Below are 14,806 nucleotides of genomic sequence, written 5' to 3' on the forward strand. Positions count from 1 at the left end.
GATCACGACGGTAGGCACGCATTTCGGGCAACGGCAACGACCCCGGCGCTGGTCCGAGCGCGGCAAGGGGCGCAGCCGTCGCCCTTTCGTAGGATCCGGTCATGCCTCTGCTCGCATCCCTGCACGACCCCGCCGACCTGGCCGGCGCCGTCGTCACCCCGGACGGCACGCTGTCGCGCCACGAGCTGCTCGGCCTCGCCGGCGGGATGGCCGGGCAGATCGCCGGGGCGCCGATCGTCGCGGTCGAGGCGGTCCCCGGGTTGCCCACCATCGTGGCGGTCACCGGAGCGCTGCTGGCCGGGGTGCCGATCGTGCCGATCCCGCCGGACGCCGGGGACCTGGAACGCGACCACATCCTGCGGGACTCGGGCGCGACGCTGATCCGGCCCACGATGCGCGCGGGCAGCGTGCCGCCGCCGGTCCAGGGTGACGGCCCGGCACTGGTCCTCTACACCAGCGGCACCACCGGCGCCCCGAAAGGCGTGGTGATCTCCCGGGACGCGATCGCCGCCGACCTGGACGCCCTCGCCGCCGCCTGGCAGTGGACCGCCGCCGACACCCTGGTGCACGGCCTGCCGCTGTACCACGTCCACGGGCTGGTCCTCGGCGTCCTCGGCCCGCTGCGGCTCGGTTCCCGGCTGGTGCACACCCATCGGCCCACCCCCGCGGCGTACGCCCGGACCGCCGGAACCATGTACTTCGGGGTGCCCACCGTCTGGTCGCGGATCGCCGCCGACCCCGCCGCCGCCCGGTCGCTGGCGAGAGCCCGGCTGCTGGTCTCCGGCAGCGCCCCGCTGCCCGTCCCGGTGTTCGACCGGCTCGCCGCGCTCACCGGCCAGGCCCCGGTCGAGCGCTACGGCATGACCGAGACCCTGATCACGGTCAGCGCCCGGGCCGGCGGGGAACGCCGCCCCGGCCACGTCGGCCTGCCCCTGGCCGGCGTCACCACCCGGCTGGCCGACGAGTCCGGCGCGCCGCTGCCCGCCGACGCCTTCGATGGCGAGACCATCGGCCACCTCCAGGTGAAGGGCCCCACCCTGCTGGACGGCTACCTGCGCGACGGCGGTGTGCGGGCACCCGATCTGATCGACGGCTGGTACCCGACCGGTGACGTCGCGACCATCGGCCCGGACGGCTGGCACCGCATCGTCGGCCGCGCCTCCACCGACCTGATCAAGACCGGCGGCTACCGGGTCGGCGCCGGCGAGGTGGAGGACGCCCTGCTGCTGCACCCGGCGGTCCGGGAGGCCGCGGTGGTCGGCGTCGCCCACCCCGATCTGGGCGAACAGATCACCGCGTTCGTGGTGGCCGACCCGGTGAGCCCGGCCGAGCTGACCGATTTCGTGGCGCAACGGCTGGCCGTGCACAAGCGTCCCCGGGTCGTGCATCTGGTCGACAGCCTGCCGCGCAACGGGATGGGAAAGGTGCAGAAGACTTTGCTCACCGCCGGATGACTCAACTCGGCACGGGACCCTGCCGATCGAGCAGCTCGTGACGAGACCCTCCCCGCGTACGGCGGCCGCGCTCCTGATCCTCGCGGTGTGCTGGCTTGCGATCACCGTCGTGCTCGGGTTCGCCGGGATCTACCGGCCGGTGCCGCCGTGGCTGCTGTGGCCGATCACGGTGGCCGCGGCCGGAACCACGGCGCTGGCCTGCCGGACGGCGGCCGCCACCGGCGCCGGGCCGGTCCGCGCGTTCTGGCGCCGCCTGACCGTGGCCACCGGCGTGCTCACCGCCGGGACGGTCAGCCAGGCCGGGGGCGTCGCGCTCCCCGCGGCGTCGGTGACGCTGTACCAACTGGCCGCCGGTTGCTATGTGGTGGCCGTGCTGCTCGCCGGGATAGCGCTGGTGCGCCTGCCGAACCGGCGCCGTGGCTGGCGCGCGAACGTCGGCCCGTTGCTGGACACCGGAATCGTGGCGGTCGCCGTCGCCCTCGTCGTCAGTCATCTGCTCGGGACCAGCTCGGTCCCCGAGTCCGGCCGGGTGCTGACCGCGTTGATGCTGGTGATCGTGCTCGCCACCTGCGGCGCCGCGGTGGTGGCCCTGGTCAAGGTCGGTGTCACCGGCACCGGCCGGCTGCTGCGCGGCCCGCTCTGGGCACTCGCGCCGATCGGCCTGCTCCCGCCCGCCTCCTGGGTGGCGGGCCCGTTCCTGCGGCAGTGGCCGCATCTGTACCCCACCGTCGTGGTCCTGCCCGTGACCGGCGTCCTGATCGGTCTCGCCGTCTGGCTGCAGACCCGCGCCAATCTGGCTCCGCCCGCCGCGCCGCGGGTCCAGCCGCTGGCCACCGGGACCGGGCGCCGGCGCGCGTGGCGCAAGATCAGTGCCGTGCCGTACGCGGCCGTCGCCGTCACCACCGCCATGATGCTCGGCGTCACCCTGGACACCGGCTTCCTGTCCCCCGGTCTGGCGGGCGGTTCGGTGGTGATGACGGTGCTGGTGGTGACCCGGCAGTTCATGGCGCTGCTGGACAACTCCACCCTGCTCGACCGCCTGGACGATCAGGCCCACCACGACGATCTGACCGGCCTGCCGAACCGGCGGTTCTTCACCGCCGCCCTGGCCCGCCGGACCGACCTCAGCACGGTCGCGGTCTGTGACCTGGACGGGTTCGCCGCGCTCAACGACCGGCTCGGCGACGAGGCCGGGGACGCGCTGCTGCGGGCCGCCGCCGAGCGGGCCGGCGCGGTCGCCGGCGACGGCGCGGTGGTGGCCCGGCTGCTCGGCGACGAGTTCGGCGTGCTGGCGCCCGGCGCCGTCCCAGGGCTGGCCGAGAAGCTGGTCGCCGCGTTCCGCTCGCCGCTGCGGGTGGACTCCCGGGATCTGCTGGTGACGGTCACGGCGGGTGTCGCCACCGGCGGCGGCGAGGCCGTCCCGGACCTGCTGCGCCGCGCCGAGGTGGCGTTGCAGGCCGCCAAGTACACCGGGGCCGACCGGGCCCGCGAGCACAGCACCGCCCTGGACGCCACCGCCGCGCACCACGCCGAACTGGCCGCCGCCCTGCGCCGCGGCCTGGACCACGGCGAGTTCCGGCTGCTCTACCAGCCGATCGTGGAACTGCCCGGCGGCGTGCTGACCGGCGTGGAGGCGCTGGTCCGCTGGCAGCCCGCCGACCAGCCGGTGGTCTCGCCGGCCGAGTTCATCCCGGTGGCCGAGCACAGCGGCCTGATCCTCGACCTGGGCGCCTGGATCATCGACGCGGCCTGCGCCGACGCGGCCTCCTGGCAGCTCCGGCACGGCGCGAACGGCCCGCGCGTCAACATCAACGTCTCGGCCCGGCAACTGCTCGACCCGGACCTGCCCGGGACGGTCGCCGAGGCGCTGCACCGGCACGGGCTGACCCCGGACCGGATCACCATCGAGATCACCGAGACCGCGGTCTTCGCCGGCGGCGCGGCCCTGGACACCGTGCGTGAGCTGCGCGAACTCGGTGTCGGCCTGGCCCTCGACGACTTCGGCACCGGGCACAGCTCGCTCACCCTGCTGCGTACCTGCCCGGTCACCACGCTCAAGGTGGACAAGTCGTTCATCGACGACGTGAACGGCACCGCCGAGCAGGAGGCCATCGCCTCGTCGCTGAGCACCATCGCGGCGACCCTCGGGCTGCGCGCGGTCGCCGAGGGCGTGGAGACCCGGGACCAGGCCGAACGCCTGCACGCCCTCGGTTACCGCTACGCCCAGGGCTACTTCTTCGCCCGCCCGGTCCCGGCCGCCGACATCGATGCCATGCTCGCCGCGCCCGTCCTGCTCTCCTGAAGACCTTCAGCGGTACGCCGTGAGCCGCCCCGCCCAGCGTGAGCCGTCCCCGCTCCCCCGCGCGACGTCCGCGCGGCGCCGGACCGCAGCGCGGGCTGCGGGCGTGAGCGGTCGGTTCCGGCTGCTCGTCACGGCCGGGGTGTGGACCCCGCCCCCGCGGGTACGGTGCGGACATGATCAGTACGTGTCCCGACTGCGGGGCCGCCGGGATCCCGCTGATCTTCGGGCTCCCGGTCCCCGCGGCCCGGCAGGCCGCGGAGAGCGGTGACCTGGCCCTCGGCGGTTGCGCCATGCCCACCCGGCCGCCGCACTGGCAGTGCCCGTCCGGCCACCGCTGGCCCGACGACGACGAGGCCGCCTGGGACCGTCGGCTGCTGACCGTCCTGGAGGCCCACGGCTACCGAGCCTGAGACTGTCGCGAGGTTGCGACCATCCGGTACCGTTCCGTCCCGCCGGCACACGTGCATCGATCTCGATGCCGGTATGTCCGACTTAAGCGGAGGCGGGAACCGAGTGAAGAGACGTATGGGTGTGGCGGTCGTCGCTGTCACGGTGGTCCTGAGTGGCTGTACGTCGGAGGGCGAGACCGCGCAGACGCCGGATCTCGAAGCCCGGGGCACCGTTCTCACCACCGTGCAGCCCGCCCGTCAGGATCTGACCAACCAGATCAGCCTGTCCGGCAAGGTGACCATCAACCCGCTCTTCGGGATCGTCGCCCCGGCCGCCGGCGAGATCCGCTACGTGAGCCGGAAGCCGAGCACCCGCCCGGTCGAACGGCGCACCTGGGTCGCGTCGGTGTGGGACGAGAACGGCATCGCCCGCCGGGTGGAGATCCCGATCGGCTCGGTTCTGGCGGGACGGCTGATGGCGGACCGGTCGCCGGTGTCCAAGGGCATGCCGGTGGTGTCGGCCCGGCAGGTCGGCTACGGCATCGTTGCCGACATCGACAGCGCCCAGGCGTACCGGATCTCCGGCTCGGTCGAGTCGGTCAAGGCGCAGATCAAGAACGGGCCGGGCCCGTTCGCGTGCGAGCCGATCGGCACCATCGCGGCGCTGCCGGCCGGCACGCTGCCCGAGCCGCAGCCCACCGCCGCCGCGACCACGCCGGCCGCCGGCGCCTCGGGCGCGCCCGCGCCCGTCCCGACGGACCCCGGCGCCGGTGATGCGGGCAGCCAGGGCGGCGACGGCTCGGAGCCGACCGGACTGCGGCTGGTCTGTGCCGCCCCCGAGCAGATCAGGCTGATCAACGGTTCCGACGTGACCCTCGACGTGATCACCGGCCGGGCTGCGAACGCCCTGGTGCTGCCGGTGGAGGCGGTCGCCGGGCTGCAGGGCCGGGGCAAGGTCGACCTGGTCATCGGCCAGGACAAGCGCCGCAAGACGATCGACGTGGAGCTCGGCATCTCGGACGGCAAGGTCGTCGAGATCAAGAAGGGCCTGGTCGGCAACGAGACCATCGCGGTGCCCGGGCCGAACCTGCCGACCGCGGCGCCGACCGAGGTGACCGGGTGACGGCCCTGATCCAGCTCTCCGGCATCACCAAGGTTCTGAAGGGCCAGCAGCAGCCCCGCACCATCCTCGACGGCGTGAACCTGGACGTGCACGCCGGCGAGAGCATCGCCATCGTCGGCCGGTCCGGTTCCGGCAAGAGCACCCTGCTCAGCGTGCTGGGCCTGTTCGACCGCCCCGACCACGGCAGCTACACGCTGTCCGGGGACGATATCAGCCGCCTGCCGGAACGCCGGGCGGCGAAGCTGCGCAGCTCGCACTTCGGTTTCGTGTTCCAGCGGTTCTTCCTGCTCAAGCACCTGACCGCGGCGCAGAACGTGGCGATGGCACTGGTCAACGGCCAGGGCTGGCTGCCCCGCCGGCAGCGCCGGGCCAAGGTCATGGCGGCGCTGGACGAGGTCGGCATCGCCCACCTGGCGAAGAACCGGCCGACCCGGATGTCCGGCGGCGAGCAGCAGCGGGTGGCGATCGCCCGCGCCCTGGTCCGCCAGCCGAGGATCCTGCTGGCCGACGAACCGACCGGCGCCCTGGACACCGAGACCGGCACCCTGGTGATCGACGCGCTGTCCGCGGTGACCGACCGTGGGTGCGCGCTGATCCTGGTCACCCACGACCGGGACCACGCCGCCCGGATGGGCCGGGTCATGCACCTCGACGCCGGTGTGCTGACCGAGCAGGCCGGTGCGCCGGCCGGACAGGGAGGCCGGCGGTGATCCGCTTCTCGGGACGGTTCCGGTCCGCTTTCATCATCGGGATCCAGGGCATCCGGGCCCGCAAGACCCGGACGCTGCTGTCCATGGTGAGCCTGTTCCTCGGCGTGCTCGCCGTGGTCATCGTGCAGGCCGGCGCCAGCATCGCCGAACGCGCCCAGCTGGCCAACCTGGAACTCGCCGTCGGTCTGGACGGCACCAAGACGATGGGCCTGGGCGGCGCCTCGCCGCAGGTCGGGCCGATCATCCTGGACACGGTCAAGGGCCGGCAGGACGCGATGGCGCTGGTCGGCATGCAGGCGATCATCGGTGAGCCCGGTGTCCGGCCGGTCAACCCGGACGCCGCGCCGTTCGACGGCTCCTGGGGTCACAGCGCGCCGATGGTCTGCGACGCGGTCGGCAACTGCCGGGAGCAGACCGCGCAGGAGTCGGGCCCGGAGGGTCAGGCCATCGAGGTACGCCTCACCGCGGTCACCGGCGACGTCCGGAAGTTCCGGCCGTACCGGCCCGTCTCCGGCCGATGGCTCGACTTCACCACGATGCCGGCGCTGGCCCCGAGCCTGGTGCTGAACAAGGAGGCCGCCAAGGGCTTCACGACGCACCGGGTGCCCGCCGAGATGCGCGTCGCCGGCGCCTCGGCCAACCTGACGCCGCGGTTCGTCGGGGTGGTCGACGACGGCGACTCCCGGCCGCGGGCCTACGTCCGGGTGGACGAGCTGAGCCACTGGGTGCCGACCACGAAGCTGATCGATCCGTCCTTCGGCGAGGTGCAGGTGCTGCTGGACGCGGAGACACCGGTCGAGCAGGTGCTGGCGTCGAAGCTCAAGGCCGTGAACGTCGAGACGTACACCGAGCTGATCAACTCCCGCAAGGACCAGGAGAAGGAGCTGGCCATGCTCCGGATGATCTTCCTGGCGATGGCCGGGCTGGTGCTGCTGATCGGCGTCGCCGGCATCCTGAACGTCGGCCTGGCCACGGTGGGCGAGCGGGTGGAGGAGTTCGCGCTGCGCCGGGCCGTCGGCACGCCCCGCGCCCTGCTGGCCGGCATCGTCCTCGCCGAGACGCTGATCACCGGCATGCTCACCGCGGCCCTGGCCATCGGGGCCAGTGTCGGCGGCCTGAAACTGCTGGTCACCCTGTTCGGCGACTCGGAGCCGTTCCTGCAGGGCCTGGCGTTCCCGTGGGACGCCGGGGTCGCCGGGATCATCGCCGGCCTGATCGCCGGCATCCTCGGCGGCATCGTCCCGGCCCTGCGCGCGGCGGGGATCCCGATCGCCACGGTGATGCGGGCCTGACCGCCCCGGGCATCGGCGACGGCTGATCAGCCGTCGCCGATGCCCGGGTTGCACCCGATATCGGGGTAGCGATTGCGGCCAATGCCGGAAAAGATATCAACCAACCGGTAACCAATCAGTGTCGCCAATTCCCTCAGCGGGGTGGATCAGGGTCTCCGCGATTGTTATCGTCAACGACCGTTCCGGAATGATCATTTCGATCGAACCGCTGACGGGGGTCGGCTGATGCATAGACGTTCTTTCGTGACCCTGGGCGCCGTGGGCCTGGGCTCGATGCTGGCCGGCTGCGGCGACTCCGAGAGCGCCGGGCCACGGACCCGGCCCAGTGGCCCGATCGTCCTCGGCTTCTCCCAGGTGGGCGCGGAGGGCGGCTGGCGGCTCGCCAACACCAAGTCGATCAAGAAGGCGGCCGAGCGCAACCGCGTGAAGCTGCTCTTCGAGGACGCCGCGGGCGATCCGAAGAAGCAGCTCGAGCACATCCAGTCGTTCATCGACGCGAAGGTGACCGCGATCTCCTTCTCCCCGGTGGTCGAGAAGGGCTACGACGACGTGCTGCGGCGGGCCCGGGACGCCGGCATCCCGGTGATCCTCACCGACCGGCTGATCGACTCCGACCCCTCGCTCTACGTCAGCTCGATCGGGGCCGAGTTCGTCGCCGAGGGCAACCTGGCCGCCCTCTACCTGGAGAACGACTACGACGAGGAGCAGGGCGGGAAGGGCTCGATCAATGTCGTCGAGCTGCTCGGCGCGATCGGCGCGACACCGACCAAACAGCGCTCCGAGGGTTTCGCGGCGACCGCGAAACGGACCGGCAGAATCAAGATCATCGCCAGTGAGTCCGGCGACTGGACCAAGGCCGGGGGCGAGGCCGCCATCCGCAAGGTGCTACGCCGCACCCGCAAGATCGACGCGGTGTTCGCGCAGAACGACGACATGGGCCTCGGCGCGGCCGAGGTGCTCGCCGCCGAGGGGCTGAAGCCCGGCACCGACATCAAGATCGTCACCGTCGACGCCACCCGGGCCGGCCTGGAGGGACTGGTGGCCGGCAAGCTGAACTACGTCGTCGAGTGCAGCCCGCTGATCGGCGAGGACCTGATGAGCGTCGTCGTCGACCTGTTCTTCGGCGGCGAGGTCAAGAAACGCATCACGTCCGACAAGAACGTCTTCAACAAGATCTCGGCGGCGCCGGCGCTGGAGGCCGGCCGCGAGTACTGATCGCGGCCGGTCCACACCGTTCCGTCCCGTCCCGAACAGGCCGCCGGCGAACGGCGGCCGGCGGATCAACCGTGGCCGGCGCGCGGCGGCCGGCGGATCAACCGCGGCCGGCGCGCGGCGGCCGGCGAATCAGTCGCCGACGGCCTTGAAGAGTGCGGCGACCTCGGCCGGCGACAGGTGGCGGAAACCACCGGGCCGCAGGTCGCCGAGGCGGATCGGGCCCACCGCCGTCCGGATCAGCCGGGTGACCGGATGCCCCACCGCGTCCATCATCCGGCGGACGATGTGCTTGCGGCCCTCGTGCAGGACGATCTCCACCTGCGCGGTCTTGCCGATCGCGTCGACCAGGCGGAACGAGTCCACCTTGGCCGGGCCGTCCTCCAGCTCGACGCCCTTCTGCAGGGCCCGGCCGACGGTACGCGGCAGCGGCCCGACCACCTCGGCCAGGTAGGTCTTGTTGATCTCGTACGACGGGTGCATCAGCTTGTGCGCCAGCCCGCCGTCGTTGGTGAACAGCAGCAGCCCCTCGGAGTCGGCGTCGAGCCGGCCCACGTGGAACAGCCGCTGCTCGAAGTTGGCCCCGAGGAAGTCGGCCAGCTCGGTGCGGCCCTTCTCGTCGTCGAGGCTGGAGACGACGCCGCGCGGCTTGTTCAGCGCCACGTAGACGAGCTTGGTGTTGGTGATCACCCGCTGCCCGTCGACGTGGATCTCCGCGGTGGCGGGGTCGACCTTGTCGCCGAGTTTGGCGACCCGGCCGTTGACGGTGACGCGCCGCCGGAAGATCAGATCTTCGCAGGCGCGGCGGGATCCAACACCGGCCGCCGCCAGGACTTTCTGGAGGCGTTCGGCGGTGTCAGCCTGAGGCATCGAGCACTTCTTCCACATCGTCGGGCAAAAACGGAGCGAGCGGCGGCAGCTGGCCGACCGTGTTGAGGCCGAGCTTCTCGAGGAACAACGGCGTCGTCCGGTACAGGTGTGCCCCGGTCTCCGGCTCGGTGCCGCACTCCTCGATCAGGCCGCGAGTGACCAGCGTACGCATGACCCCGTCACAGTTCACACCGCGGATGGCCGAGATGCGCGATCGGGTCACCGGCTGTTTGTAGGCGACCACGGCGAGTGTCTCCAGGGCGGCCTGGGTGAGCCGCACCGACTGGCCGTCCAGAACGAAGCGCTCGACGTACGCCGCGTACTCCGGACGAGTGTAGAGCCGCCACCCGCCGGCCACCCGCCGCAGGTCGATGCCGTGCCCGGCCGCGGTGTACCGCGCCGAGATGTTCTCCAGCGCCCGCGCGATCCGCTCCACCGGCTGCTCCAGGACCTGGGCCAGCTGTAGCTCGCCGGTCGGCTCGTCGACCACCAGCATGATCGACTCGAGCGCCGCGGCGAGTTCCGCGTCGCCCATCGGCGCCGGAGCGGGCGTGACCGGCTCCGGCTTCTGCCGAACCCGCCGCGGCTGCGCCGGAACCGCGGCCGGCGTGTGGACCTCCGCCACCATGGGTGCCGCAACCTCACCCACCGCCGGGTCCGGGTCCGCGTCCGGCTCGGGCGTGTCCACGGGTGCCGTAACGTCACCCGCCGCCGGGTCCGGGCCCGGCTCGGGCGTGTGCACGGGTGCCGCAACCTCATCCGCCGCCGGGTCCGGGCCCGGGTCCGGCTCGGGCGTGTACACGGACGCCGCAACCTCATCCACCGCCGGGTCCGGGTCCGGCGTGTGCACCTGGGCCGCCACGGGCGCCGGGTCCTCATCCGCCGCCGGATCCGCGGGCGCCTCCACGGCGGCTTCCTGGAAGGCCCGGTCGGGTTCCCGGCGCCGTTCCCACGGCGGCACCCACGAGGCCGCCTGCGCGGCCAGCGACTCGGGACGTTCCTCGCTGCTCACGATCTCTCCTCCAGGGCCGCTGGCCCGCCTCCCGGGGCCGGGTCACCCGTGTCAAGATCGCCATCCGGGCCCGGCGAGTCAAGCCGCGCCGCCGCAGGATCGTCCGAACCGGCGGCATCCGCGCCGTCCGGCTCCGGTTTGCTGCCCTCGTAGTCGTCCACCTCGAGCTCGACGTCGCCGTCCCCGCCGATCCAGCGGACCACCAGTTCGTCCAGCGACACCGGCTGCTCGAAGTCGATCAGCCCCTCCCGGTACAGCTCCAGCAGCGCCAGGAACCGTGCCACCACCTCGAGGGTGTTGTCGCAGTCGGCGACCAGCAGGCTGAACGTGGCGGTGCCGGCCCGGCGCAACCGGTCGCGCAGCAGGTTCGCGTGCTCCCGGACACTGACCCGCACCTGGTGGATGTGGGCGATCGACACCTGCGGCGGGCCGGGTTTGGGCAGGAAGCTCTTGAGCGCGAGTTTCAGCAGCCGTTCCGGGCCCACGCCGAGGACCAGCTCGGGGAGCGCATCGGCGTACCTCGGCTCGAGGGAGACCATCCGCGGCCAGCGACGCGCCCCGTCGGCCTCGAGCTCCGCGATGTGCGCGGCGGCCTCCTTGTACGCCTTGTACTGCAGCAGCCGGGCGAACAGCAGGTCGCGCGCCTCCAGGAGGGCCAGGTCCTCCTCGTCCTCGACCTCGGCGGCGGGCAGCAGCCGGGCCGCCTTGAGGTCCAGCAGGGTCGCCGCGACCAGCAGGAACTCGCTGGTCTCACCGAGGTCCCAGTCGTCGCCCATGGCCCGGATGTAGGCGATGAAGTCGTCGGTGACCTGGTGCAGCGCGATCTCGGTGACGTCGAGCTTGTGCTTGCCGATGAGCTGCAGCAGCAGGTCGAACGGGCCGGTGAAATTGTCCAGCCGGACGGTGAATCCACTGGTCTCCGCCTCCGCCGGGACGAGCGCGGCGGCATCATGCTCCTCTTCAGGCACGTGCCGACCGTAGACCATGCCTGTGACGAGTTGCTCCGAGCGCACTCCCTACCAACGTCACAATCCGTGCGGGGTTGCTCGGTAAGCCGGTCACCGGCCGATTACGTTTCTCGCAGTCTCCCGTTACGCTGCGGCGATGCGGTCATTGATCTCGCCTCGGCTGCTTCTGCGTGAGTGGGAGGAGAAGGACATCGACTTCCTCCTCGACATGTACTCGCGCTGGGAGGTGGCGCGTTACCTGGGCCCGGAGCCGCGCGCGCTGGAGGGTCACGACGACGCGGTGGCGACGCTGAGCCGTTGGCGGTCGCGGCAGGACGACGTGCACACGATCTGGGCGATCCAGGACCGGTCGACCGGGCATCTGCTCGGGACCGCGCTGCTGATTCCGCTGCTCGCGTCCGGGGAGCGGCTGACACCGGCCGAGGAGACCGAGATCGGCTGGCATCTGCACCCGAAGGCCTGGGGTAGGGGGTACGCGACCGAGGCCGCGAACGCGGTCCTGGCGTACGCCGCCCGGTCCGGCATCGACCCGGTGCTGGCCGTGACGCGGCCGGAGAACACCGCTTCGCAGGCGGTGTGCCGGCGGCTCGGGATGCGCCATGCCGGACAGACCGGCCGCTACTACAACACGACTCTCGAGCTGTTCACGACCGCGCGTGAACCTACGGCCCCGTGAAAGTGCGGTCGTGTGAGACTGCGGCCGTGTGAGACTGCGGCCGCGTCAGACTGCGGCGGTGAAACGGGCCGCCGCGCCGCGAGCGCGACGGCCCGGCGGATCACTTCTTCTTGCTCTTCTTGGACTTCTTCTCCACCTTGACCGGGGTGACGTCGGCGACGACCTTCTTCGCCTTCTTCACCGCGGCCGGGGCGGTCTCGGCCTTGACCGTCTTCTTGGCGTCCTTCTTGGCGGCCTTGACCTTGACGTCCGCGGCCTTCACCTTGACGCCTTCCTTGGTCTTCGCCATGTCGGCTTCCTTTCGCGTCGCTTCACGCGACCCGGCCGGCGCGCGTGTGGACGCGACTGTAGACGCTGAGGGGAAATCCGGGGTTGGCGAGACCGAAGTGAGATGTTCACCATCCTGTCTCCCGCCCGATGCGGCCAGCGCTCGGCAGAGCGCGCAATCGCCGCCTCGGGGACACTTCCGGCCGGCCAGTGAGGACGCTCAGGGGCGGCTGAACAGCACGGCGCATTCGACGGCGCGGCGCCAGTCGGCGTACTCGGTGGCGCGCCGCCCGGAGTCCAGGGCCGGTTTCCAACTGCCGGCCCGGTGCCGGTTGGCGCGCAGGTCCCGCAGATCCGACCAGTAATCGACGGCCAGGCCGGCCGCGTACGCGGCGCCCAGCGACACCGTCTCGGCGACCATCGGCCGGACCACCGGGACCTGGAGGAAGTCGGCGACGATCTGCATCAGCAGGTTGTCGGCGGTCATCCCGCCGTCGACGTTGAGGGCGGTCAGCGCCAGGCCGGAGTCGGCGTTCATGGCGTCCACCACGTCCCGGGTCTGCCAGCCGGTCGCCTCCAGCACCGCGCGGGCCAGGTGCCCCTTGGTGATGTACGAGGTCAGGCCGACGATGACCCCGCGCGCCTCGCTGTGCCAGTAGGGCGCGAACAGGCCGGAGAACGCCGGAACGATGTAGCAGCCGCCGTTGTCGCGTACCGTCCCGGCCAGGGTCTCGATCTCCGAGGCGGTGCCGATCAGGCCGAGGCCGTCGCGGACCCACTGCACCAGCGAGCCGGCGATCGCGATGGAGCCCTCCAGCGCGTACACCGGTCTCTCCGACCCGATCCGGTAGCCGACCGTGGTGATCAGGCCGTGCGACGACCGTACCGGTGTGGTCCCGGTGTTCATCAGCAGGAACCCGCCGGTGCCGTACGTGCACTTGGCCTCGCCCGGCTCGAAGCAGGTCTGCCCGAACAGGGCGGCCTGCTGATCGCCGATGGCCGCCGCGATGGGCACCCCGGGCAGCACCGTCTCGGCGGTCCCGTACACCTCGGACGAGGACCGGATCTCCGGCAGCATGGCCCGCGGTATGCGAAACGTCCGGAGCAGATCGGGATCCCACTCCAGATCCGACAGATTCATCAGCATGGTGCGGCTGGCGTTCGTCACGTCGGTGAGATGGCGGCCGCCGGTCAGGTTCCAGATCAGCCAGGAGTCCATGGTGCCGAACAGGACCTCGCCGCGTTCGGCGCGTTCCCGCAGCCCCGGCGTGTGGTTGAGGAGCCATTGGATCTTGAGTGCGGAGAAGTACGTGGCCGGCGGCAGTCCGGTCCGGCTCTTCAGGAGATCCGGATCTATGGTGGAGGCGTCCACTCGGGTGTCCTGCCAGACGATCGCGGGTGCCACCGGGACGCCTGTCGCACGATCCCACAGGACCGTCGTCTCCCGCTGGCTCGCGATCCCGATCGCCGCCACCTGCGCCGGCTCCACCTCCGCCGCCCGCAGTGCCTTGACCATCAGCCGCCGCACGTCCCGCCAGATCCGGGCCGCGTCGTGCTCCACCCAGCCCGGCCGCGGATAGGACTGCGGGTGCTCGGCGCGCACCACCGACACCACCGTCGCCCGCCGGTCGAACAGGATGCACCTGGTCGACGTGGTCCCCTGGTCGATCGCCAGCACGTAACTCACGACTGGACCTCCCGGGAGATCGACCGGGCCGCGGCGACGACCTGCTCCACCAGCGCCGGCCGGGCCTGCCGGCGGGTGTCGGTGAGGCGTTCCACCGGGCCGGCGATGCCGATGGCGCCGACGACCAGGCCACCGGAGGTGCGGACCGGCGCGGCGATTCCGGCGAGGCCGGGGCGCCACTCCTCGGCCGACAGCCCCCAGCCACGGGCGCGGATCGCGGCGAGCTCGACGGCGAGCGGTTCGCGGGCGGTCACGGTCCTTCGGGTGTACGCGTCCAGCCCACCCGCCGGCGCGGCCGCCGTCGCCGAGTAGGCGAGCAGCACCTTGCCGAGGGCGGTGGCGTGCGCGGGCAGGCGTACCCCGGTGTCCAGATCCTGTGCCGAGTCGTCCGGCCGGAAGACGTGGTGCACGACGAGGACCAGGCCGTCACGGAGCACGCCGAGGCGTACCTCCTCGCCGCTGCGCGCCGCCAGGGTGTCGGCCCAGTTGAGGGCCCGCCCGCGCAGCTCGTTGGCGTCGATCCCGGCCGTCCCGAGGTCGAGCAGCCCGCGCCCGATCCGGTACCGGGCGGTGCGCGGGTCCTGCTCGACGAAACCGACGTGCTCCAGGGTCCGCAGGATGCTGTGCGCGGTGGACTTGGGCAGGCCGAGCGCGTCGGCGACCTCCTTGACCCGCAGCCGGTCCGGATCGGCGGCGAGCAGCCGCAACACGGCCGACGACCGTTCGATCGACTGGATCATCCCCGGCACGTGCGACATTGTCGCACGCAGGCCGTTGCCGCACTCCAGTTCCGTTCATACCGTCACGGTCACCGATCCGGCTGGTCGTCAGTGCTGTCTCAGCG

Annotated in this window: 14 protein-coding genes; 8 read left to right on the forward strand and 6 right to left on the reverse strand. The window is 72.0% G+C overall.

Features of this window, described 5'->3' with window-relative positions; all coding sequences use genetic code 11:
* Positions 1-101: 101 nt before the first annotated feature.
* From Aut01nite_RS39180 to Aut01nite_RS39210, 7 genes are all read left to right on the forward strand, one after another.
* On the forward strand, positions 102-1,454 hold the full coding sequence (locus Aut01nite_RS39180; RefSeq protein ID WP_043528410.1) for an AMP-binding protein: 1,353 nt from the start codon (positions 102-104) through the stop codon (positions 1,452-1,454).
* Positions 1,455-1,491: 37 nt separating this feature from the next.
* Positions 1,492-3,756, forward strand: coding sequence for a putative bifunctional diguanylate cyclase/phosphodiesterase (locus Aut01nite_RS39185; protein ID WP_236642903.1), 2,265 nt, complete (start codon positions 1,492-1,494; stop codon positions 3,754-3,756).
* A gap of 173 nt (positions 3,757-3,929) precedes the next feature.
* Entirely contained in the window at positions 3,930-4,166 is a 237-nt protein-coding gene (locus tag Aut01nite_RS39190; protein ID WP_043528407.1) for a hypothetical protein, read from the forward strand.
* 103 nt (positions 4,167-4,269) lie between these two features.
* On the forward strand, positions 4,270-5,268 hold the full coding sequence (locus Aut01nite_RS39195) for an efflux RND transporter periplasmic adaptor subunit (protein ID WP_236642902.1): 999 nt from the start codon (positions 4,270-4,272) through the stop codon (positions 5,266-5,268).
* Positions 5,265-5,978 (forward strand): ABC transporter ATP-binding protein, encoded by a 714-nt coding sequence (locus tag Aut01nite_RS39200; RefSeq protein WP_043528404.1) that lies wholly within the window; start codon positions 5,265-5,267, stop codon positions 5,976-5,978. Before Aut01nite_RS39195 ends, Aut01nite_RS39200 begins: the two co-directional genes overlap by 4 nt.
* The gene (locus Aut01nite_RS39205) at positions 5,975-7,270 is read left to right on the forward strand and encodes an ABC transporter permease (RefSeq protein ID WP_043528402.1); all 1,296 of its coding nucleotides are present in this window, start codon (positions 5,975-5,977) and stop codon (positions 7,268-7,270) included. The genes Aut01nite_RS39200 and Aut01nite_RS39205 overlap by 4 nt, the downstream gene beginning before the upstream one ends.
* Positions 7,271-7,495: 225 nt before the next feature.
* On the forward strand, positions 7,496-8,485 hold the full coding sequence (locus tag Aut01nite_RS39210) for an ABC transporter substrate-binding protein (RefSeq protein ID WP_043528401.1): 990 nt from the start codon (positions 7,496-7,498) through the stop codon (positions 8,483-8,485).
* A gap of 129 nt (positions 8,486-8,614) precedes the next feature.
* Here the strand turns inward: Aut01nite_RS39210 and Aut01nite_RS39215 are convergent, their stop codons facing one another.
* Genes Aut01nite_RS39215 through Aut01nite_RS39225 form a run of 3 tightly spaced genes read right to left on the reverse strand, consistent with a single transcriptional unit; the run spans position 8,615 to position 11,350 of the window.
* Positions 8,615-9,370, reverse strand: coding sequence for a pseudouridine synthase (locus Aut01nite_RS39215; RefSeq protein WP_052164112.1), 756 nt, complete (start codon positions 9,368-9,370; stop codon positions 8,615-8,617).
* Complete coding sequence (gene scpB, locus Aut01nite_RS39220) at positions 9,339-10,364, reverse strand: SMC-Scp complex subunit ScpB (protein WP_043528398.1); 1,026 nt, start codon at positions 10,362-10,364, stop codon at positions 9,339-9,341. The genes Aut01nite_RS39215 and scpB overlap by 32 nt, the downstream gene beginning before the upstream one ends.
* Entirely contained in the window at positions 10,361-11,350 is a 990-nt protein-coding gene (locus Aut01nite_RS39225) for a segregation and condensation protein A (protein ID WP_052164132.1), read from the reverse strand. The genes scpB and Aut01nite_RS39225 overlap by 4 nt, the downstream gene beginning before the upstream one ends.
* A gap of 118 nt (positions 11,351-11,468) precedes the next feature.
* Between Aut01nite_RS39225 and Aut01nite_RS39230 the strand changes: the two genes are divergently transcribed.
* Positions 11,469-12,008: a GNAT family N-acetyltransferase gene (locus tag Aut01nite_RS39230; RefSeq protein WP_043528396.1), complete on the forward strand. Its 540-nt coding sequence runs from the start codon at positions 11,469-11,471 to the stop codon at positions 12,006-12,008.
* Positions 12,009-12,108: 100 nt separating this feature from the next.
* Here Aut01nite_RS39230 and Aut01nite_RS39235 read toward each other — a convergent pair whose 3' ends face one another.
* The 3 genes from Aut01nite_RS39235 to Aut01nite_RS39245 form a co-directional block, all read right to left on the reverse strand.
* On the reverse strand, positions 12,109-12,297 hold the full coding sequence (locus Aut01nite_RS39235) for a hypothetical protein (RefSeq protein ID WP_043528394.1): 189 nt from the start codon (positions 12,295-12,297) through the stop codon (positions 12,109-12,111).
* Positions 12,298-12,495: 198 nt separating this feature from the next.
* Positions 12,496-13,962, reverse strand: a complete 1,467-nt coding sequence (gene glpK, locus Aut01nite_RS39240; protein WP_043528393.1) for a glycerol kinase GlpK — start codon at positions 13,960-13,962, stop codon at positions 12,496-12,498.
* Positions 13,959-14,711 carry an IclR family transcriptional regulator gene (locus tag Aut01nite_RS39245; RefSeq protein WP_043528462.1) on the reverse strand — a complete coding sequence of 251 codons (753 nt, stop codon included), beginning with the start codon at positions 14,709-14,711 and terminating at the stop codon, positions 13,959-13,961. The genes glpK and Aut01nite_RS39245 overlap by 4 nt, the downstream gene beginning before the upstream one ends.
* Between the last annotated feature and the right edge of the window lie 95 nt (positions 14,712-14,806).

The sequence above is a fragment of the Actinoplanes utahensis genome, from assembly GCF_016862455.1.
In the GTDB taxonomy this organism is placed as follows: Bacteria; Actinomycetota; Actinomycetes; order Mycobacteriales; family Micromonosporaceae; genus Actinoplanes; species Actinoplanes utahensis.

Bases quoted from the DNA above. Each gene is read 5' to 3' on its own strand.
- Aut01nite_RS39180 (WP_043528410.1), top strand. From the start codon at position 102: ATGCCTCTGCTCGCATCCCTGCACGACCCCGCCGACCTGGCCGGCGCC.
- Aut01nite_RS39230 (WP_043528396.1), top strand. From the start codon at position 11,469: ATGCGGTCATTGATCTCGCCTCGGCTGCTTCTGCGTGAGTGGGAGGAG.
- Aut01nite_RS39225 (WP_052164132.1), bottom strand. From the start codon at position 11,350: ATGGTCTACGGTCGGCACGTGCCTGAAGAGGAGCATGATGCCGCCGCG.
- Aut01nite_RS39235 (WP_043528394.1), bottom strand. From the start codon at position 12,297: ATGGCGAAGACCAAGGAAGGCGTCAAGGTGAAGGCCGCGGACGTCAAG.
- Aut01nite_RS39215 (WP_052164112.1), bottom strand. From the start codon at position 9,370: ATGTGGAAGAAGTGCTCGATGCCTCAGGCTGACACCGCCGAACGCCTC.
- Aut01nite_RS39190 (WP_043528407.1), top strand. From the start codon at position 3,930: ATGATCAGTACGTGTCCCGACTGCGGGGCCGCCGGGATCCCGCTGATC.
- Aut01nite_RS39210 (WP_043528401.1), top strand. From the start codon at position 7,496: ATGCATAGACGTTCTTTCGTGACCCTGGGCGCCGTGGGCCTGGGCTCG.